At 66.0% G+C, this 19014-nt stretch carries 16 protein-coding genes; 7 read left to right on the top strand and 9 right to left on the bottom strand.

The window, feature by feature from the left end:
* Nucleotides 1-23: 23 nt before the first annotated feature.
* A complete protein-coding gene (locus ACW5DN_RS13575) occupies nucleotides 24-1940 on the bottom strand; it encodes an MFS transporter (RefSeq protein WP_456963343.1) in 1917 nt (638 codons plus the stop codon).
* 88 nt (nucleotides 1941-2028) lie between these two features.
* Nucleotides 2029-3324, bottom strand: a complete 1296-nt coding sequence (purD, locus tag ACW5DN_RS13580) for a phosphoribosylamine--glycine ligase (RefSeq protein ID WP_456963344.1) — start codon at nucleotides 3322-3324, stop codon at nucleotides 2029-2031.
* Between the two features lie 93 nt (nucleotides 3325-3417).
* Between purD and ACW5DN_RS13585 the strand changes: the two genes are divergently transcribed.
* The 5 genes from ACW5DN_RS13585 (at nucleotide 3418) to ACW5DN_RS13605 (ending at nucleotide 10945) form a co-directional block, all read left to right on the top strand.
* On the top strand, nucleotides 3418-4875 hold the full coding sequence (locus ACW5DN_RS13585) for an alanine/glycine:cation symporter family protein (protein ID WP_456963345.1): 1458 nt from the start codon (nucleotides 3418-3420) through the stop codon (nucleotides 4873-4875).
* A gap of 126 nt (nucleotides 4876-5001) precedes the next feature.
* Nucleotides 5002-7848: a type VI secretion system Vgr family protein gene (locus tag ACW5DN_RS13590; RefSeq protein ID WP_456963422.1), complete on the top strand. Its 2847-nt coding sequence runs from the start codon at nucleotides 5002-5004 to the stop codon at nucleotides 7846-7848.
* Complete coding sequence (locus ACW5DN_RS13595; RefSeq protein WP_456963346.1) at nucleotides 7835-8641, top strand: DUF4123 domain-containing protein; 807 nt, start codon at nucleotides 7835-7837, stop codon at nucleotides 8639-8641. The genes ACW5DN_RS13590 and ACW5DN_RS13595 overlap by 14 nt, the downstream gene beginning before the upstream one ends.
* Nucleotides 8638-9228 carry a DUF3304 domain-containing protein gene (locus ACW5DN_RS13600; RefSeq protein WP_456963347.1) on the top strand — a complete coding sequence of 197 codons (591 nt, stop codon included), beginning with the start codon at nucleotides 8638-8640 and terminating at the stop codon, nucleotides 9226-9228. Before ACW5DN_RS13595 ends, ACW5DN_RS13600 begins: the two co-directional genes overlap by 4 nt.
* Nucleotides 9218-10945 carry a T6SS phospholipase effector Tle1-like catalytic domain-containing protein gene (locus ACW5DN_RS13605; RefSeq protein ID WP_456963348.1) on the top strand — a complete coding sequence of 576 codons (1728 nt, stop codon included), beginning with the start codon at nucleotides 9218-9220 and terminating at the stop codon, nucleotides 10943-10945. Before ACW5DN_RS13600 ends, ACW5DN_RS13605 begins: the two co-directional genes overlap by 11 nt.
* Nucleotides 10946-11142: 197 nt before the next feature.
* Here ACW5DN_RS13605 and purH read toward each other — a convergent pair whose 3' ends face one another.
* The 4 genes from purH to prmA form a co-directional block, all read right to left on the bottom strand.
* Entirely contained in the window at nucleotides 11143-12741 is a 1599-nt protein-coding gene (gene purH, locus ACW5DN_RS13610; RefSeq protein WP_456963349.1) for a bifunctional phosphoribosylaminoimidazolecarboxamide formyltransferase/IMP cyclohydrolase, read from the bottom strand.
* 134 nt (nucleotides 12742-12875) lie between these two features.
* On the bottom strand, nucleotides 12876-13148 hold the full coding sequence (gene fis, locus ACW5DN_RS13615; protein WP_456963350.1) for a DNA-binding transcriptional regulator Fis: 273 nt from the start codon (nucleotides 13146-13148) through the stop codon (nucleotides 12876-12878).
* A gap of 118 nt (nucleotides 13149-13266) precedes the next feature.
* Nucleotides 13267-13710, bottom strand: a complete 444-nt coding sequence (locus tag ACW5DN_RS13620) for a DUF3426 domain-containing protein (RefSeq protein WP_456963351.1) — start codon at nucleotides 13708-13710, stop codon at nucleotides 13267-13269.
* A 420-nt stretch (nucleotides 13711-14130) separates the two neighbouring features.
* Nucleotides 14131-15054, bottom strand: coding sequence for a 50S ribosomal protein L11 methyltransferase (gene prmA, locus ACW5DN_RS13625; protein ID WP_456963423.1), 924 nt, complete (start codon nucleotides 15052-15054; stop codon nucleotides 14131-14133).
* 162 nt (nucleotides 15055-15216) lie between these two features.
* Between prmA and ACW5DN_RS13630 the strand changes: the two genes are divergently transcribed.
* Together ACW5DN_RS13630 and ACW5DN_RS13635 are read left to right on the top strand one after the other, a co-directional pair.
* Nucleotides 15217-16131, top strand: coding sequence for a hypothetical protein (locus ACW5DN_RS13630; RefSeq protein ID WP_456963352.1), 915 nt, complete (start codon nucleotides 15217-15219; stop codon nucleotides 16129-16131).
* Nucleotides 16128-16505, top strand: a complete 378-nt coding sequence (locus ACW5DN_RS13635; RefSeq protein WP_456963353.1) for a hypothetical protein — start codon at nucleotides 16128-16130, stop codon at nucleotides 16503-16505. The genes ACW5DN_RS13630 and ACW5DN_RS13635 overlap by 4 nt, the downstream gene beginning before the upstream one ends.
* A 21-nt stretch (nucleotides 16506-16526) precedes the next feature.
* Here the strand turns inward: ACW5DN_RS13635 and accC are convergent, their stop codons facing one another.
* The 3 genes from accC to ACW5DN_RS13650 all read right to left on the bottom strand — a co-directional run bounded on the left by accC (nucleotide 16527) and on the right by ACW5DN_RS13650 (nucleotide 18912).
* Nucleotides 16527-17894, bottom strand: coding sequence for an acetyl-CoA carboxylase biotin carboxylase subunit (accC, locus tag ACW5DN_RS13640; protein ID WP_456963354.1), 1368 nt, complete (start codon nucleotides 17892-17894; stop codon nucleotides 16527-16529).
* Between the two features lie 10 nt (nucleotides 17895-17904).
* Complete coding sequence (gene accB, locus ACW5DN_RS13645; RefSeq protein WP_456963355.1) at nucleotides 17905-18399, bottom strand: acetyl-CoA carboxylase biotin carboxyl carrier protein; 495 nt, start codon at nucleotides 18397-18399, stop codon at nucleotides 17905-17907.
* A gap of 69 nt (nucleotides 18400-18468) precedes the next feature.
* The gene (locus ACW5DN_RS13650; RefSeq protein ID WP_456963356.1) at nucleotides 18469-18912 is read right to left on the bottom strand and encodes a type II 3-dehydroquinate dehydratase; all 444 of its coding nucleotides are present in this window, start codon (nucleotides 18910-18912) and stop codon (nucleotides 18469-18471) included.
* Nucleotides 18913-19014: the final 102 nt, after the last annotated feature.

Here is a 19014-nt window from a genome sequence, read left to right on the forward strand (position 1 = left end):
GCGGGGGCAAGGAGCCGGGGTGCCTAAGCGGCATCCCCACGTAGCGCACGCACCTTCGCCTCCAGCACTCCCGCATCCACGTGGGCGCCTTCCAGCGGGCTACCGATCACCACTTCGACCTGGGCGCGGAAGCGCCGCGGCACACGCATACGGCCCAAACGTGTTTCGTGCCGACTCCACATGCTGGTCCACATTCCGCGCAATGCCATCGGGATCACCGGCACCTGTCGTCGTTCCAGTATCTTCTCCACCCCCGACTTGAACGCGGCAATTTCGCCATCGCTGGTCAGCCGGCCTTCGGGAAATATTCCCACCACCTGGCCGTCCGCAAGCGCCGCGTCGATCTCGTCGAACGCGCGCTGCATCAACTCGGGGTTCTCTTTCGCGCCGGCGATCGGGATCGCCTTGGCGGTGCGGAAGATCCAGCGCATGACAGGCACGTTGAAGATCCGGTAGTACATGACGAAACGCACCGGCCGCGGGATGCTGGCGGCCAGCAGCAACGCGTCCATGTAGCTGACGTGATTGCACACCACCAGCGCCGCGCCCTCGTCGGGAATGTGGTCGATCCCCTGCACCCGAAGCCGGTACAAGGTGCGCACCAGTACCCAGCTCAGGAAGCGCATCAGGAACTCGGGCACGATCGTGAAGATCCAGATCGCGACCAGCGCATTGGCGATCGCCAAGGCCAGGAATACCTGCGGGATGTCCAGGTCGGGCATCGGCACGCGCATGCCCGCCAGTTCGAACGGCGGTAGCTGCAGCGCCAGCCCGAGCACCGCGGCCAACACGATGAAACCCGAGTTCTGGATGTTGAGCCCGGCGAACACCCGCGACATCTCCGACTTTGGCGTGCGGCTCTGGATCAACGCGAACAGCGGCACCACGAAGAAGCCGGTGAACAGCCCGATGCCGAGCAGGTCGACCACGATCCGCCAGCTGCCCGGCTGCTGCACGAAGCCGAGCACATCCAGCCCGCTGACCGTCGCCGCGCCGGGACGGGCGAAGTACAGGTCGAGCATGAAGGCTGTCATGCCGAATGCGCCCAGCGGTACCAGGCCGATCTCCACCGTCCGTGCCGACAGCCGCTCGCACAGCAGCGAACCCACGCCGGTACCGACCGAAAACAACGCCAGGGCGAAGATGTACAACGTCGCCGAGCCGCCCAGGTTGACCTCGGCGTAGGTTGGCAGTTGCGAGGTCAGCACGGTGCCGACAAACCAGAACCACGACACCCCCAGCACCGCATTGCGCACCGCCAACTGCTTCTTGGCCAGACGCAACACGGCAATCGACTCGGGGATCGGGTTCCAGTTGATCTTCAGCCCGGGCGCGCCGGCACCGGCCTTGGGGATCGCCCGGCTGACCAGGTGGCCGATGATCGCCAGCGTGATCACGGCCGCGCCGGCGACCCACGGACCGCTGGCGCCGGCCATGGCGAAGATCGAGCCACCCAGGATCATCCCCAACAGGATCGAGAACGAAGTGCCCATCTCGACCAGCCCGTTGCCGCCGGTCAACTCACGCGGGTGCAGCACCGCCGGCAGGATCGAATACTTCACCGGCCCGAACAGGGTCGACTGCAAGCCGGTACAGAACAACGCGACCAGCAGCACGGTCATGCTTTGCAACACGAAGCCGACCGCCGCCAGGGACATGATGCCGATCTCCATCGCCGTGGTGATCCGGATCAGCGTCGACTTCTCGGTCTTCTCGGCGATCTGTCCGGCCAATGCCGAGAACAGGAAATACGGCAGGATGAACAGCGCCGGCGCCAGGTTGGTATACAGCGTCTTCTGCTCGCTGCTGACCCCCAACCAGAACAGCAGGCCGATGATCGCCTGGCGGTAGACGTTGTCGTTGAAAGCCCCCAGCGACTGGGTTGCGAAGAACGGCAGGAAACGGCGTTGTCCAAGCAATGCGTACTGGTTGTTCGACATGCGGCCCCCGGGATCTGCGGCGAGCCTAGCAGACCACTGCGTTTTCGATCCCCCACGCTTTTTGCTCTTACGTAAAGCAGGTTGCGAGTTATCCGCGCGCGGCACGCTCGCGGGCGATCGCGCGCCAGCCGATGTCGCTGCGATGGAACTCGCCCTCCCAGGAGATCTTCGCAACCGCTTCGTAAGCGTGTTCCTGCGCGGCGGCGACGGTGTCGCCGAGCGCGCACACGCACAACACGCGGCCGCCGGCGGTTACGACTTGGCCGTCGACAAGTTTTGTGCCGGCGTGGAAGACTTTTGTGTCGGCGATATCGGGCACATCCCGTTCGCTGATCGGGTCGCCGGTGCGTGGGGTGTCGGGGTAGTTCTCGGCGGCCATCACCACGCCCAGCGATGGGCGCGGGTCCCATTGCGCAGTGACCTCGTGCAGGCGCTCGTCGATTGCGGCTTCGACCAGCTCTAGCAGGTCGGACTGCAGGCGCATCAGGATTGGCTGGGTTTCCGGGTCGCCGAAGCGTACGTTGAACTCGATCACCTTGGGGGCACCGGTCTGGTCGATCATCAGCCCGGCGTAGAGGAAACCGGTGAACGCGATGCCGTCGGCAGCCATGCCGCGCACGGTCGGCTCGACCACTTCGCGCATCACTCGGGCGTGGATCTCGTCGGTCACTACCGGCGCCGGCGAATATGCGCCCATGCCGCCGGTGTTGGGGCCGGTGTCGCCATCGCCGACGCGCTTGTGGTCCTGGCTGGTCGCCATCGGCAGCGCGGTGGTGCCATCGACGATCGAGATGAAGCTGGCTTCCTCTCCGTCGAGGAATTCCTCGATCACCACCCGCGCGCCGGCGGCGCCGAACGCGTTGCCGTCAAGCATGTCGATGATCGCGGCCTCGGCCTCGGCCAGCGTCATTGCGACGATCACGCCCTTGCCCGCGGCCAGGCCGTCGGCCTTGACCACGATCGGTGCACCTTTCCCGCGGACGTAGGCCAGCGCCGCGTCGACTTCGGTATGCACCGCGTAGAACGCCGTCGGAATACCGTGGCGGGCGAGGAAATCCTTCGCGAATGCCTTGCTGCCTTCCAACTGCGCGGCTGCGGCGCTGGGGCCGAAAATCCGGTGGCCGGCCGCGCGGAAATGGTCGACCACGCCGGCTACCAGCGGCGCCTCGGGACCGACGAGCGTAACCGCAACGCCCTCGCGCTCGACCAATGCCAGCAAGCCATCGATATCGGTCGCTGCGACATCCACATTGCGGCACTTGCCCTCGGTCGCGGTGCCGGCGTTGCCGGGGGCTACCAATACCTCGGTGACACGGGGTGATTGCGCGAGCTTCCACGCCAGCGCGTGTTCGCGACCGCCAGCGCCGATGACGAGGATTTTCATTGCGTGTTCCTTGTGGGTGGATCGCTGATTTGTCAGATTTTACCGGAGGGGGAGCATTGCCGGCTGCTAGCATCCCTCGCTCCGGTGACAACAATGGAAATCGCGATGGAGTTCATCCTCGGCGGCATCGAGGCGCTACTGGCGCCGGTGATCGAGTTGATCAACACGGTGTTGTGGAACTACGTGCTGGTGTACGGCCTGCTCGCGGTCGGGGTGTTCTTCACCGTGCGCTTGAAGTTCCTGCAGCTGCGCCGGTTCCCGCACATGCTGCATGTGATCGGTCGTGGCACCGGTGGTGACGCTGCCGGCATCTCGCCGTTCCAGGCGCTGTGCACCAGCCTGGCCTCTCGGGTCGGCACCGGCAATCTCGCCGGGGTCGCGATTGCGCTGAGCCTGGGCGGGCCCGGGGCATTGTTCTGGATGTGGATGGTGGCCGTGGTCGGCATGGCCACGGCGTATGCCGAGAGCGCGCTGGCGCAGCTGTACAAGGTCCGCGATGAGGACGGCCAGTACCGCGGCGGGCCGGGCTACTACATGTCACGAGGGCTGAAGTTGCCATGGCTGGGCGTGGCGTTCTCGGTCTGCCTGGTGTTTTCCTACGGGCTGATCTTCAGTGGCGTACACGCCAACGCGATGGCGCAGTCGCTGAACCTGGCGTTTGGCTTCAGCCAGGCGCAGATCGCGACCGGGCTGGTGCTGCTGACCGCGCTGATCATCTTCGGCGGCGTGCGCTCGGTCGCGCGGGTGGCCGAATGGGTGGTGCCGTTCATGGCGATCGCCTACCTCGGCCTGGCGGGGTGGGTGGTGATCACCCACATCACCGAGGTGCCGGCGGTGTTGGCGCTGGTAGTGCGCAGCGCATTCGGCCTGGAGCCTGCGGCCGGCGGACTGATGGGTGGGCTGACCGCGGCGATGCTCAACGGCGTCAAGCGCGGGCTGTACTCGAACGAGGCCGGCATGGGCAGCGCGCCCAACATTGCCGCCGCCGCGACCCCGGTGCCACACCATCCGGCCAGCCAGGGACTGGTGCAGTCGCTAGGGGTGTTCATCGACACGTTGCTGATCTGCACCGCGACCGGGCTGATGATCCTGTTGTCGGGCGTGCTGGCCGACGGTGGCGACGGGGTGGTGATCACCCAGAACGCGCTGGTGGTGTTCTTCGGCCAAGGGGGCAGCTGGTTTGCGGCGATCGCACTGTTTTTCTTCGCGTTCACCACGATCCTGGGCAACTACGCATATGCGGAAAGTGGCTTGTTGTATCTCGGTGGCGGTGATCGCGGGCTGTTCGTGCTGCGGGTCGCCGCGCTCGGGGTGATCGTGTGGGGTGTGTACTCGAAGGTGCAACTGGTCTGGAACGCGGCCGACGCGGCGATGGCAATGATGGCGACGCTCAACCTGGTCGCGCTGCTGGGGTTGTCGGGCGTGGTGGTCAAGTTGACCCGCGATTACGACCGGCAGCTCGACGCCGGCAAGTCGCCGGTATTCCACATCGCCGATTATCCCGAGCTCGGTGATGGCGTGGATCATGAGATCTGGAAGGATCGCGGGTAGCGATGCGTGCCGGGACCGCATAGCCAGATAACAGAATCTCCGTCCCGTCCATGAGGTAGGATTGCGCCATCCACACAGGACGTGTCGGGGCAGCGCCCCGGTCAAGGAGCGACGGGCGTGAACATCATGGATGCGGTGCAATCGGTACTGGCGGGGTTGGCCCGGTACACCGATGCAGATCGGCTATATGCATTTGAACTCGACGGCCTGGCCGCCGGCGTGCTCACCGTCGAGCGCTGGCAGGGTTGGGAGTCGCTGTCTTCGGGTTATGAATGGTGGGTCGACCTGCTGTCGACCGACGCCCAGTTGCCGCTGGATGACCTGCTCGGCAAGCGCGCGACCCTGCTGACCCGCAGCGCCGATGGCACTCGTCTGCCGCGCAACGGCCTGGTTCGCGAGGCCATGTGCGTCGGGTCCGACGGCGGCCTCGCCCGCTACCGCCTGTGCCTGGTGTCGTGGACGTGGTTGCTGAGTCAGGGCCGGCACAGCCGGGTGTTCCAGGACAAGACCGTGATCGAGATCGTCGAGGCGGTGTTCGCCGACTACGCGCCGCTGGCGGCGTGGCAGGTCGGCGACGAGGTCGGCCCGTTCCTCAACGACGTACGCCCCCGCAGCTATTGCTGCCAGTACCGCGAAAGCGACTTCGACTTCATCAGCCGTCTGTTGGCCGAGGAGGGTCTGGGTTGGCGGCTGGAAGAATCCGCCGACGCTCCCGGTGGCCACGCCATGGTGGTGTTCGCGGCGAGCGGGCAGGGCTTGCAGGACGCCACTGCCGAGGCCGGCAACGGCATCCGTTTCCACCGCAGCGATGCCACTGAATCGAGCGACACCATCCAGGCGCTTGGGGTCGCACACGGCGTTGAGTCGACCGTACTGACCCTGCTCAGCGACGACTACAAGAGCCACAGCCTCAGCGCCAGCCTTCCACTGGGCGCGGCATCCGATAGCGCGGCAATGTTGGAGGACTACGACCCGTCCGGCGCTTACGCCTTTGCCAACCAGACCGAGGCCAGCCGCTACGCCGAACTGATCGGCCAGGCCCGCGCCGCCCAGGCCACCCAGTGGTTAGGCCAGTCCAGCGTGCGCAGCTTTCGCGCCGGCCAGTGGTTCGCCGTCATCGACGCACCTACCGACGGCGAGGCGACGCCCGACGAGCTGCTGCTGGTCGCCGTGCACCAGGCCGGCATCAATAACCTGCCCGACACCGTCCGCGACAGCGCCGCCCGCCTGTTCGGCGACGCCGGTGCCAGTTCGGTCGCCGACCTGTCCCGCACCACCTGGGCTGCGGTGCAAGCGCGGGCCGAAGCTGTCGGCTACGGCAACGCCTTCACCGCAGTGCCGCGCGACCTGTCGTGGCGGCCGATCCTGACCGACGATACCGGTGCCCGCTTGAACCCGCGGCCGACCGCGCCGGGCTACCAGAGCGCAATCGTGGTTGGAGCAGATGGTGCCAGCGCCGGCGAGTTGCACAGCGACTCGCTGGGCCGGATCAGGGTGCGCTTCCACTGGCAGCAGGATGCCGACGGCGCCAGCGCCAGCCACAGCTGCTGGCTGCGCGTGAGTCAGCGTTACGCCGGCCCGGGTGTCGGCAGCCAATTCCTGCCACGGATCGGCCAGGAAGTGCTGGTCGGCTTCCTGGACGGCGACATCGACCGCCCGGTGATCGTCGGCGGCCTCTACAACGGCCAGGGTGAGGCCGGCATCCCGGCGACGCCGGGTGGTCAAGAGGCCGAGTCCAACACCGACACTTACGGCGACGCCCGCGACCATCGCCCCAGCGCCCAGTCCAACCTCGCCGGTGGCAACGCCCCGGCCTGGCACGGCATGAGCGGCGACAAAGACGGCCACCGCAACCCGGCGGCGCTGTCGGGGTTCAAGTCCAAAGAGTTTGGGGGTAGCGGCCACAACCGCTTGGTGTTCGACGACAGCGACGGCCAACTGCGGCTGCAACTGGTGACCACCCAAGGCGCGACCGAGCTCAACCTCGGTCACCTGATCCACCAGGCCGATAACTACCGTGGCAGCTTTCGCGGCGAGGGTTTCGAGCTGCGCACCGACCAGTGGGGCGCGATCCGCGGCCAGCGCGGCCTGTGGGTCAGCGCCTATGCCAACAACGGCCCCGACGCCCCGGCCGGCGAGCAAGTAGCCGCCACTGCCTTGCTCCGGCAGGCCGAACAGCTGGGCCAGGCCTTCAGCGACATCGCCGGCACCCACCAGACCGTCCAATTGGCTGCTCATCAAGGCGAGGCGAAACCCGGCCAGTCGCGACTGATCGATGACCAGTCGCCGCTCAAGGCGTTGCTGACCAGCGCCAAGACCGTCGTCGACGGCAGCGCGTTCGCCGCCGGCGAAGCCGACGCCCGCAACCGCAAGCCCAATGCCGACAAGAACCGCGTCCCGCACAGCGGCGACGCCATCCTCGGCCTGACCGCCCCGGCCGGGATCGGCCTGGTTGCCGGCCAGAGCCTGCACTGGAGCGTCGGTGAGACCCTGACCATCGCCAGCGGCCAGGCCAGCAATGCCGCCATTGCCGGCGACCTGCGCATCCATGCAGGCCAGGCCATCGGCTGGTTGGCCGGAGCCGCCCACACCCCCGGATCAAGTCCGGGGCAGGCTCTGGCCCTGGTCACCGCCGAAGGCGAACTGGACCTGCAAGCCCAACACGACCAGCTCAAGTTGCAGTCGAAAGACCAGCTCAAGGTCATCAGCGCCAACGCCGAAGTCGAACTGGCCGCCGGCAAGACCATCCACCTGGCCACCGAAGGCGGCGCCAGCATCACCATCGAAGGCGGCAATATCAGCGTCACCTGCCCCGGCAATATCACCGTCCATGCGGGGAAGAAATCGTTTGTGGGGCCGGCCAACATCAACTATCCGTTGCCGGCGTTCGGCGAGTCCGAGTTTTGTCTCAGTTGCTTCTTACGGGCCGCGGCGGCGGGTGCTCCACTGGTTCCTGCCGATGGGCAGCTTTGACGCCATGAGCCACTACTACCTGTTCGACGGTGTGCAGCTGCGCGACGAGGAGCACACCCAGCTTGAAGGTGCCCCCGCGGTACGGGTTTACGCCGACCTCGGCGAAACGGCAGCCCGGACCGGACCGATGCTGGTCGAGCACGATGCGACCGATCCGTCGTTGGTCGCGGCGCTCAACGACGCTCGCAAACCGCGCCATGCCCTTGCAGAGCTTACGTCGCCCGCCTCGTTGGAGTCGCTCGGCAGGCACTTGGTGGCGATGCGTTACCTGCACCTCAACGAGTACTCGCAACACTTCCTGCGTTACGCCGACACCCGTGCGTTCTCGATGGTGGTGCAGGTGTTGAGCGCGGCGCAACTTTCAGCGCTGTTTGGTCCGGTTGAGCAGTGGAGCCACCGCGACCGCAGTGGGCGCTCACGCGTACTTCAGAGGCCGGACGTAGCGCCGGGTCAAACGCCGCTTCACCTGGATCAGGCGCAACAGCGGCAGCTATTCCGCCTGGCCGCACCCGATCAGCTGCTTGCCGAGGTACTCGCCGACGAACCCGCCCTGACCGAGCGCGGCGACGACAGCCAGCGACATGGCTGGGTTGCCGGCGCACTGGATTTCCTGGAGCAACGCAGGATGCGCTCGTTCCCCTGGCGCCTGGCCGTGGCCAACGCGGCCGTGCGCAGCAGCGGAAAAGCGCTGGACGATCCGTCGTTTGCCGATCTTGTGGACCAAACCTTCTCGCGGGGTGGCGATACCGACGCGTTATACAACTGGGAGAGCCCGATGGAGACTGCACCATGACGCCACGCCACGCTCCGGATCGCCGATATCGTGTTCGCGCCATCCTGGCTGCGCTGCTCTGCCTGACGCTGAGTGCCTGCGATGCCATGCCCGGGCAGGCCGAGGAAGAGAGTTACACCGTGGCGACGACCCTGACCGGCATCGACCATTTGGCCGGCCATCTCGCGGTGCAATCTTTCGCTGTCGATGGAAAGGGCGGTGGCAGTGCTGGGAAAGGAGGCAGCATGATGTGCTGCATGCGACTGCCCGGCAAGTGGCGTCCGGACATGATGGTGCGGATCAACTGGGGCGTGACCAACTTCCGTGACTGCAAGGCCGACGAGTACGTCGCGCATGTGCCGGTGGAGCGTTACGAGGAGATCGGAGCGCTCTACGTGCATTTTTTTGCTGATGGCTCCGTCCGGGTCGTGTCTTCCACCGATGGTCCTGCAGGGGCGCTGCATCCGGAATCGGTCTACCCGATCAAGATTCCGATCCCGCAGAAGGATCCGTGGCACGAGTACCCGTTGGAGCAAACCTGCCAAGGCAAGGATCGCAGCGTGGCCCCCACGCAGCACAAGGAAGGAGACGTGGACTATGTCGATTAACGCTACGCACCCGGGCGATGTCGGCGGCATCCGAGCATTGCGCCCGGTACGCGATTGCCGCGCCGACCAATGCGAGGTCCGGATCAACATCGGGCTGTTCTTTGACGGTACCGGCAACAACGCCCGCTGGGTGGAACCCGGCACCGTCGGTAACCAGGAAGCACGACGGAAAGACAGTAATGTGTTCCGGCTCTGGGCGGCTTATCCGGATAATCCAACGGCTGGCCTCTTCCGAAGCTACGTGCCCGGCGTCGGCACCCCGTTTTCGGAGATCGGTGAGCATGAGCCGGCGGATCTCGGGATGGGTTTCGGTGGTGGCGGCGAGGGCCGCATTGTGTTCGGCCTGCTGCAGGTCTTGAACGCGATGCACCGAGTCATCGAGCGTGACCGCCCCATGTTCCAACCCGCCGTCGTCGAAGCCCTCTGCGGCCTAGGGCGGGAGCCCAGCATGCCCGAGCGCCATCGCCTTGTGTTGCGGCCATTGGGCATGACCAGCGGCGGCCTGCTCAGCGACTGGCCCAGCGGGCTCGGCGCGCGTCGCCCATTCCTCCAAAGCCAGGGCGCACTGCTGGCGGAAAAAATTGCCCGGACCGACAAGCCCAAACTGGTCGAGGTCTTCATCGACGTCTTCGGCTTCTCGCGCGGTGCCGCCGAGGCACGGGTGTTCTGCCATTGGCTGGACGAGCTGTTCCAGGGCAACCGGCTGTTCGGGGTGCAGGCGCATATCCGCTTCGTCGGCCTTTTCGATACCGTCGCCTCGGTCGGAGTGCCGACCTCAGCGACGCCGTTCACCGATGGGCACATGGACTGGGCCGACGCCGAGCACCTGCGGATACCCCGGCGGGCCGGGCATTGCGAACACTACATCGCCGCCCACGAGAACCGCGGCTCGTTCCCGGTGGATGAGGTGCTTGCGCCATCGGGCGCGTTGCCGTCCAATTGTCGCCAGTTCGTGTTTCCGGGCATGCATTCGGACGTCGGCGGCGGCTATACGCCGCAGGAGCAGGGACGCGGGCCGCGGTCGGACAATGCCGAGAAGCTGGCGCAGATACCGCTCAACCACATGTACGACGCCGCGCGCGCCGCACGCGTGCCGCTGGACAAGACACTGGCCGTGCAGGGACTGTACGACCCCTACCAAATCGCTCCGGAGCTGCAGGCGGCTTACGACGGCTGGCGAGCAGAGAACAGCGGCAGCAAGCCGTTGCGCGAATGGCTGCTGCCGTACCTGGCCTGGCGGTATCAGGCGCGCCACCGTTACGGGCGGTTGCCCGCGTTTGAGCGCGCATCAGCGAGGGATCGCGATGACCTACATGGCGCCAACGCCACCTTGCTTGCCGATATCCATGCGCTGGAAAATCCGCCGTCAGCAGGAACACGCGCGGCGGAATCACTGTTGGGGACCATTCCAGGCTTTGGCATCCTGGCGCGCCACGTCATTGCTCGTGACTATGACTGCCTGGCGCCCGAGGCAACGGCGGTTCTTCAGCGGATCAAGTCGGCACCTCCAACGCCGCCGGCCTCGGCGACCCTCTACGCCGATTACGCCCATGATTCGTTCGCAGGGTTCCGACCATTCGACAGTAAGATCATGGGCATTGATCCGCCGGGTTCCTGGGAGCCGGAAGGTTATCTGCGTTGGCGGGTGCACTATCGCGGCAACGATACGCGGCTGACGCGGCGCACAGGAGTGGAGTCGAACTCCCAAGTGGCGTAATTGGCTGATCTCTGGCGTATCGGGGGCGGCCGACGAACCATTGATGATCATCGGATGGCGCTGTTCGCGGGCCATCCGAGCGCTCTGGTAGGCGTCGGCCTCGGCGGCGCCAGCGCCAGCCACAGCTGCTGGCTGCGCTTGAGCCAGCGTTATGTCGGCCTCCGACAGCCTCCGACAACTTCCGCAGAAAAGCTCTATCAGTGCCGGAAGTGCCGCACGCCGGTGAACACCATGGCGATGCCGTGCTCGTCGGCGGCGGCTATGGTTTCCTTGTCGCGCATCGAGCCGCCGGGCTGGATCACGGCCTTGATGCCGGCGGCCGCGGCGGCGTCGATGCCGTCGCGGAAGGGGAAGAAGGCGTCGCTGGCCATTACCGAGCCGGGCACGCTCAAACTGGCTTCTTCGGCTTTCAATCCGGCGATCTTCGCCGATACCACGCGGCTCATCTGGCCGGCGCCGATGCCGATACTGCGCTGGTCGCGGGCGTAGACGATGGCGTTGGATTTGACGAACTTGGCGATCCGCCAGGCAAACATCAGGTCAGCCAGCTGGGCGTCGGTCGGGGCCAGTTGGGTGACCACTTTGAGCTCGTCGCGCGTCACCTCGCGAATGTCGCTGGTCTGCATCAACAGGCCGGAGCCGACACGCTTGACGTCGATGTTGTTGCGACCGTCGCCGTGAGGAATTTTCAATACGCGGACGTTGGCCTTCTTGTTGCAGTAATCCAGCGCCGCCGGCTCGTAGTCGGGTGCGATCAGGACTTCGACAAACTGGCGGTCCAGGATGGCCTTCGCGGTTGCCTCGTCGAGCGTCTGGTTGAAGGCGATGATGCCGCCGAACGCAGAAGTTGGATCGGTCGCGAAGGCGGCCTCATAGGCGTCGCCGTTGTTTGCCGCCACCGCCACGCCGCAGGGGTTGGCGTGCTTCACGATCACGCAGGCCGGAGCGTCGAACTGGCGCACGCATTCCCACGCGGCATCGGCATCGGCGAGGTTGTTGTAGCTCAGCGCCTTGCCCTGCAACTGGGTGAAAGTGGCCAGCGTGCCCGGCACCGGCCACAGGTCGCGGTAGAACGCGCCCGACTGGTGGGGGTTCTCGCCGTAGCGCAGGTCCATGACTTTGACAAAGCTGCTGTTGCTCTGCGCCGGGAACAGGGCGCGGCTGCCGTCGTCGTTGAGCGATGACAGGTAGTTGCTGATGCAGGCGTCGTAGAAGGCGACGCGGTTGAACGCGGTGACCGAGAGCGCGAAACGTGTCTGCGCCGACAGCGCACCGTCGCTGCTCGCCAACTCCTCGGCCAACGATGCGTACTGTGCAGGATCAGTCGCCACTGCGACGCGGGCGAAGTTTTTCGCCGCCGAGCGCAACATCGCCGGGCCACCGATGTCGATGTTCTCGATGATCTGTTCCATCGAGCTGTCCGGGTCGGCCGAGACCCGCTCGAACGGATACAGGTTCAGCACCAGCAGGTCGATCGCATCGATGCCGTGTTCGGCCATCACCGCATCATCGGTCCCGGCGCGGCCCAGCAGGCCGCCATGCACGACCGGGTGCAGCGTCTTGACCCGGCCATCCATCATCTCCGGGAAACCGGTGGCATCGCTGACGTCCCTGACCGTCAGGCCGGCGTCGCGGATCGCCTTCGCGGTGCCGCCGGTCGACAGCAATTCGACGCCATGACCGACGAGGGCGCGAGCCAGCTCGATCAGCCCGGTCTTGTCGGAAACAGACAACAGGGCACGGCGAATCTTGACCGGATGGTGGGTCACCGGGCCGGGCGTGGAGGTTGAGGTCATGGCGGCAGGCTTTGGTCGGGAAAGCCGCCAATTATACCGGCCGGCACCCGACTGGTCTGGCCGGTTGCGCTCTTGCCGGCAGCAGTGCTGGACGAGGGGTCAGCGTGTCTAGCGTCAGCGGGTATCAGGCCAAATCAGGCCAGCCCGTACTCACGCAGTTTCTTGCGCAGGGTCGCGCGATGGATACCCAGCATCGCCGCGGCGCGGCTCTGGTTGCCGTCGCAATGGCCGAGCACTTCGGCGAACAGCGGGATTTCCAGCTCGCGCAGCGCGATCTCATACAGATCGCCGTTGTCGTCGCAACCGTCCAGGTCCCCTAGGTAGCGGCGGATCGACGTGGCGACGTGATCACGCAGCGGCACCCGTGGCCCGGGACGGGAAGAGTCGGTACGGCTTGCAGCGTTCAATGGTGTCCCCCAAAGCGTGTGGCGTCCGTCATCGTGTGTTTCCATCGCGAGGCGCGAGACGACGACGGCCTAGGAGTCTAACGTGCGATTGCCCTGCAACATATCGATTTTCTCCGCATCAGCGGAAGTCGAATGCAAACGCGACGACCGGCACGGCCGGTTCGATGATCTCGAATTCGACGCTGGCGCTCTGGCCCGGCGCCAGCTCACTGCGGGCACCGCCTGAACCCGGATGCGGGTACTCCGACGCGTCGAACACGCGCGCGACGACGGGCTGCCCGTTGATGTCCGACAGGTTCAGTACCAGTGCGGGCCATGGTTGTGGCCAGCGCGCGTCGTTGCGGAAGCTGGCCCGGACGCGGAGTACGCCGTTCTTGCCGGGGGCCGGCTGCACGCTGCGAGCCAGCATGGTGTATGCGCCCGGCTCGTGCCAGGCGGGCAATTCACACCACAGCGCGGTACAGATGGCGCCGATCATCGGGCGCCAGCGCTCGTTGGCGGCGAGCTCGTTGCGTTGCGCCAGTACCAGTTGCGCTACCAGTAACAGACCCAGCGCGGACACGCCCAGCACTTTTGGCCAACGAGGACCAGTAGCCCGGGACCGTGAGGCGATGCGTGCAAAGCTGGGAATGCCCCGCTTTGTGCGACCACGCCCAGTGCGCATCGAAACGGTGTCGGCTGGCGCTTTTGATGCGGTCAGGGAGGAGGCTTTGGTTGCCGGCGCGACAGGGCCGCTTGGAGGGGGACTGGTCGAGTGGGCTTCACTTCGCAATTCAGTCTGGCAACGTGGACAACGCTGCGGCGCACCGGCGCCAGAGACGATCAGTGCAACCAGGAAGCCACAGTGTGGGCACGGAACGAACATCGGCGCAGTCTAGCCGACACCGACGGGCAAGCCGGCTTCCGCACTGGCTTGCGGACGGTCTGGCGAACGGCGAGACCGGCGCATCAGTATGACCATGGCCATAGTTTGTCCGTCGGATCAGCGGCGCCGGACGCCGCTGATCCGGATCCAGTCTTCGTGCTGCGCAACCTGCAGTTGCTCGAAGTCCGCCTCATAGCGGGCCAGGACCTCGTTCTCTTGTCCGGCGAGGATGCCCGACAGAGCGATGTGGCCGCCCGGCGTAACTCGCGCGGCGAGCACGTCGGCCAGGGTGATCAGCGCGGTGGCAAGAATGTTGGCGACTACCACCGGGTAGCAGATCCCGGCAGGCTCATCTTCTGGCAGGTACACCACCAGGTGTGGTTCCACCCCGTTGCGGTGGGCATTGTCGGCGGTGGCCGTCAGCGCCTGGGGGTCGTTGTCGACCCCGGTCGCCCGCGAGGCGCCGAGCTTCAGCGCGGCAAGCGCGAGGATGCCGGAACCGCAACCGAAGTCCAGGACGCTCGCGCCGGGCAACACGCCGTCGCTGGCGAGCCCGTCCAGCCATTGCAGGCAAAGCGCGGTGGTCGGGTGGGTGCCGGAGCCGAATGCCAGACCGGGATCAAGCCGCACCACTGCAGCGTTGGCCGCATCCGCGCCGTCGGGGAGATCGTGGTTCCACGGCACGATCCAGGTGCGCTGACCGAACTTCAGCGGCTCGTACTGGTCCATCCACGCGCGCTCCCAGTCCTGGTCGGCGACCTCGCGGAACGTTGCGCGCGACCAGTCGATGCCTTCGTCGGCGGCCGACAGCGCATGCAGCAACAACTCCGGCAAGGCATCGCCTTCGAACAGCGCCGTCAGCGACATTTCGCCCCAAAGCGGCGTCTTGCCGACGCCCGGTTCGAAGATCGCCTGCTCGTCGGGCGCGTCGGCGTTGGCATCGGTCAAGGTGACCGCGAGTGCGCCGACGCTTTCCAGCGCGCGCTCATGGCGCGGCTGGTCGGCCTCGGTGCAGGGCAGGGTGAGTTCGAGGAAAGGCATGCCGGCGGAGTGGGTGTGGGGCATTGCATGTTGGGGCGTAGTGCGGACGCAGGCAACCGGCCGATCGGGGTTTGATTTATGATGGCGCCGGGCCGAACCTTGGGAGTCGCCGTTCCATTGCCAGCAATACCTCGCCAACTGCTCCTGCTCTGTCTGGCGTCGTTGCTGTTGCTGGCGGCGGTTCTGGCGTATCCAGGCGGGGAAGGCACGATCGCCTCCACCGGCCCGGGACCGGTCGAGGCCGATATCGCGGTTCCGGTACCCGCGAATGCGCAGCGAGCCTCAGCCGATCACGTCACCCTCGACCTGCGTCGTCAGACGCACCGAGCCACGTTACCCGGCAAGTCCGGCCGCCGCGCGGGACTTGAAAGCGCGCCAGACCTGTATACCTATGCCAACACCCTGGCTCCCGCCGTGCGGGCCGGGGATCCGGAAGCGACCTGGATGCTGAGTCGGGTCCACGAATACTGTTCGGCTTATGCGATGGCACCGGCAGACTATGCCCGTGACACGCAGGCGATCGGCGAGATGCAACTGCGGAGCTCCGAAGCGGTGGTCGCCGCCCGAACCCGAACAAGTGGGCGTTGTGCCCGGTTCGTGCCGCGCGATGACCTGTCCTATGCGGCGATCCTCGTGCGGACAACCGAGGCGGCCGAGGCCGGCAGCCTCGCCGCGGAGGCAGCCCTGCTGGCGGTGGGCGAGCCGCTCGACACGAGCGACGCGTACAAGCATGACCTGGTCGAGCGGGTGCAGCGCTCCCGTGACCCGGAATCGTTTGCCGCGCTGTCGCCGGCGATGGGCATCCGTGCCAGCGGCCAGCAGGCCTTCGCCGGACAGGTGGCGGGCACGCAGCTGGCGGAGGTGGCCTGGAAGGTCGCTGCGTGCGAGCTGGGAATGGATTGCAGCGCCGGTAGCACGTTGATGACGTCGCAGTGCGCCAATGGTGGGATCTGTTCGCGGAATCCCGGTCAGGATTTCCGTAGTTTTGTCTTCGATGCTGCAGTTCCGCGACAGGGGGCGGACGTGGTGAATGAAATGGTCAACTCGCTGACAGGCGAGGAGAAGGTGCCGAAATGAAGAAGGAAGCCACCGTGCGCAGGATCAAGATGATGTTCTGGACGTTGTTGCTCGCGGCGTACTCCGTCGCCGCCACCGGGGTCATGATCGACGTGCTGGGACAGGATTACCGCGAGATGTCGGCCGTGGCCGTGACCTCGATCCATTCGCCGCTGGACAAACGGATGGCGGGAGCCGCGCAGGTGGCCGCTGCTTACCGGGCCGGCAGCGGCGCGCCGTTTTCCGCGCTGCCGACCGGCAGCACCTTCAAGGTGGTCTGGCCCGACGGTTCAAGCGAGTACGTGACCGTGGTCAGTGTGTCCTCGAGCGACGGCGTGCAGCCGGTCGCGGGGACGCAGCGGCCGGCACCGGGAGAGGCCGGCGAGCCGCGATAGCCCGCTGGGCCGACAGCCCGGTCAGACGATCGAGAGCGATTTTTCCTTCTGCTCCTTCAGCCGCTTTTCCAGGTAATGGATGTTCTGCCCACCCTGCTGGAAGCCGACATCAGCCAGGATGCGCTGGTGCAGCGGGATGTTGGTCTTGATGCCGTCGATCACCATCTCGCTGAGTGCCACGCGCATGCGGGCGATCGCGGTTTCGCGGTCGGGGCCGTGCACGATCAGCTTGCCGATCATCGAGTCGTAGTTCGGTGGCACGCGGTAGCCGGCATAGATATGGCTGTCCACGCGCACGCCCGGGCCGCCCGGGGCGTGGAACTCCTGGATCAGGCCGGGGCTGGGCATGAAGGTTTCCGGATCCTCGGCATTGATCCGGCACTCGATCGAGTGGCCGTTGACCACGATGTCTTCCTGCTTGATGCTCAATTTTTGACCGCTGGCGATCATCAGCTGCTCGCGGATCAGGTCGATGCCGGTGATCATCTCGGTGACCGGGTGCTCGACCTGGATGCGGGTGTTCATCTCGATGAAGTAGAACCGGCCGTCCTCGTACAGGAACTCGAACGTGCCCGCGCCGCGGTAGCCGATGCGGATGCATGCATCGACGCAGACCTGGCCGATGTCGGCGCGCTGCTGGTCGCTGATGCCGGGCGCCGGCGCTTCCTCGACCACCTTCTGGTGACGGCGCTGCATCGAGCAGTCGCGTTCGCCCAGGTGGATTGCGTTGCCCTGACCGTCGGCAAGAACCTGGATCTCCACGTGGCGCGGGTTCTCCAGGAACTTCTCCATGTAGACCATGTCGTTGCCGAACGCGGCCTTGGCCTCGGCCTTGGTGGTCTGGATCGCGGTGACCAGTGCGGCTTCGGTGTGGACCACGCGCATGCCGCGCCCGCCGCCGCCGCCGGAGGCCTTGACGATCACCGGGTAGCCGATCTCGCGGGCGATCTTGATGTTGGCCTGCGGCTCATCGCCCAGCGGACCGCCACTGCCCGGCACGCACGGCACGCCGGCTTCTTTCATGGCCCGGATCGCCTCGACCTTGTCGCCCATCAGGCGGATGGTCTCGGCCTTGGGGCCGATGAAGATGAAGCCCGACTCCTCCACGCGTTCGGCGAAATCCGCGTTCTCGGCCAAAAAACCGTAGCCGGGATGGATCGCCTGGGCGTCGGTGACTTCGGCCGCGGCGATCAGGGAGGCCATGTTGAGGTAGCTGTCGGTCGACGGCGCCGGGCCGATGCAGACCGACTCGTCGGCCATGGCAACGTGCTTGAGGTTGCGATCGACGGTGGAATGCACCGCGACCGTGTGGATGCCCAATGCGTGGCAGGCACGCAGGATGCGCAGCGCGATTTCGCCCCGGTTGGCGATGACGACTTTGTCCAGCATCGCCGCGGCCTCAGCCGATCACGAACAGGGGCTGGTCGAACTCGACCGGCTGGCCGCTCTCGGCCACGACCTTGAGCACGGTCCCGGAGGCGTCGGCCTCGATCGGGTTGAACATCTTCATCGCTTCGATGATGCCGATCGTGTCGCCGGCGGCCACGGTCTGGCCGACGGTGACGAACGGCGGCTTGTCCGGTGCCGGAGACGAGTAGAACGTACCGACCATCGGCGCGCGCACGACGTGACCCTCGGGTAACGCCTGCCCCGGCGCCGATCCGGCGTCGCTGTCGGCCGGTTTGCTGCCGCCGGTGGCGGCATCCACTGGCGAGGCCATCGGCATCGGCGGCAAGGGAGCCGCCATCGGCGCATACGCTGGTGCAACCGTCGGAAAGCCGCCGCGCGGCGTGCGCGCCAAACGGACGGATTCCTCACCTTCCTTGATCTCGATCTCGGCCAGGTTGGACTCTTCCAGCAGGTCGATCAGTTTCTTGATTTTTCGCAGGTCCATGGTGGGCCCTCTTGGTGTTTGATCGGGTGCCGCCGAGGCGACGGAATGAATGGTCGGTGTGCCTGGGGGTCAGGCGGCCGCTAGCCGCAACAGGGCGGCATCGAGGGCGTAACGGTAGCTGTCGGCACCGAAGCCGGCGACCACGCCCAGTGCCAGGTCGCTGAAGTAACTGTGGGCGCGGAACGGCTCACGGGCGTGCGGGTTCGACAAATGAATTTCGTAAAAAGGTATCCCAACGGCGGCGAGTGCATCGCGCAGGGCTACGCTGGTATGAGTGAAGGCGGCCGGGTTGAGCAGGATCAGCGCGGTGCCATCACTGCGTGCCACTTGCACCCGTTCGACCAGTTCGTGCTCGGCATTGGACTGCAGGCTGTCGAGTTGATGACCCGCGGCCATGGCGGTGGCGCGCAAGCGGGAATCGATCTCGGCCAGGGTGGCACTGCCGTAGATGGCCGGCTCGCGCTCGCCAAGCAAATTGAGGTTGGGGCCATGCAGGAGCAGCAATTTCGCCATGTTGGGCCGGCTATCGGAAAGGTCGGCAGTGTGGCGGAGCGCGGGGCAGCTGTCCAGAAGTTCGCAGTTGTTTCGCCGAAGTTGTCGCAAATTAAGCGGCTG

It is taken from the genome of Lysobacter sp. A289, from assembly GCF_054072675.1.

What these genes read in the sequence shown, in the direction of transcription:
- ACW5DN_RS13575 (WP_456963343.1), bottom strand. Translation starts at nt 1,940, where the DNA reads ATGTCGAACAACCAGTACGCATTGCTTGGACAACGCCGTTTCCTGCCG.
- purD (WP_456963344.1), bottom strand. Translation starts at nt 3,324, where the DNA reads ATGAAAATCCTCGTCATCGGCGCTGGCGGTCGCGAACACGCGCTGGCG.
- ACW5DN_RS13585 (WP_456963345.1), top strand. Translation starts at nt 3,418, where the DNA reads ATGGAAATCGCGATGGAGTTCATCCTCGGCGGCATCGAGGCGCTACTG.
- ACW5DN_RS13590 (WP_456963422.1), top strand. Translation starts at nt 5,002, where the DNA reads ATGGATGCGGTGCAATCGGTACTGGCGGGGTTGGCCCGGTACACCGAT.
- ACW5DN_RS13595 (WP_456963346.1), top strand. Translation starts at nt 7,835, where the DNA reads ATGGGCAGCTTTGACGCCATGAGCCACTACTACCTGTTCGACGGTGTG.
- ACW5DN_RS13600 (WP_456963347.1), top strand. Translation starts at nt 8,638, where the DNA reads ATGACGCCACGCCACGCTCCGGATCGCCGATATCGTGTTCGCGCCATC.
- ACW5DN_RS13605 (WP_456963348.1), top strand. Translation starts at nt 9,218, where the DNA reads ATGTCGATTAACGCTACGCACCCGGGCGATGTCGGCGGCATCCGAGCA.
- purH (WP_456963349.1), bottom strand. Translation starts at nt 12,741, where the DNA reads ATGACCTCAACCTCCACGCCCGGCCCGGTGACCCACCATCCGGTCAAG.
- prmA (WP_456963423.1), bottom strand. Translation starts at nt 15,054, where the DNA reads ATGCCTTTCCTCGAACTCACCCTGCCCTGCACCGAGGCCGACCAGCCG.
- ACW5DN_RS13635 (WP_456963353.1), top strand. Translation starts at nt 16,128, where the DNA reads ATGAAGAAGGAAGCCACCGTGCGCAGGATCAAGATGATGTTCTGGACG.
- accC (WP_456963354.1), bottom strand. Translation starts at nt 17,894, where the DNA reads ATGCTGGACAAAGTCGTCATCGCCAACCGGGGCGAAATCGCGCTGCGC.
- accB (WP_456963355.1), bottom strand. Translation starts at nt 18,399, where the DNA reads ATGGACCTGCGAAAAATCAAGAAACTGATCGACCTGCTGGAAGAGTCC.
- ACW5DN_RS13650 (WP_456963356.1), bottom strand. Translation starts at nt 18,912, where the DNA reads ATGGCGAAATTGCTGCTCCTGCATGGCCCCAACCTCAATTTGCTTGGC.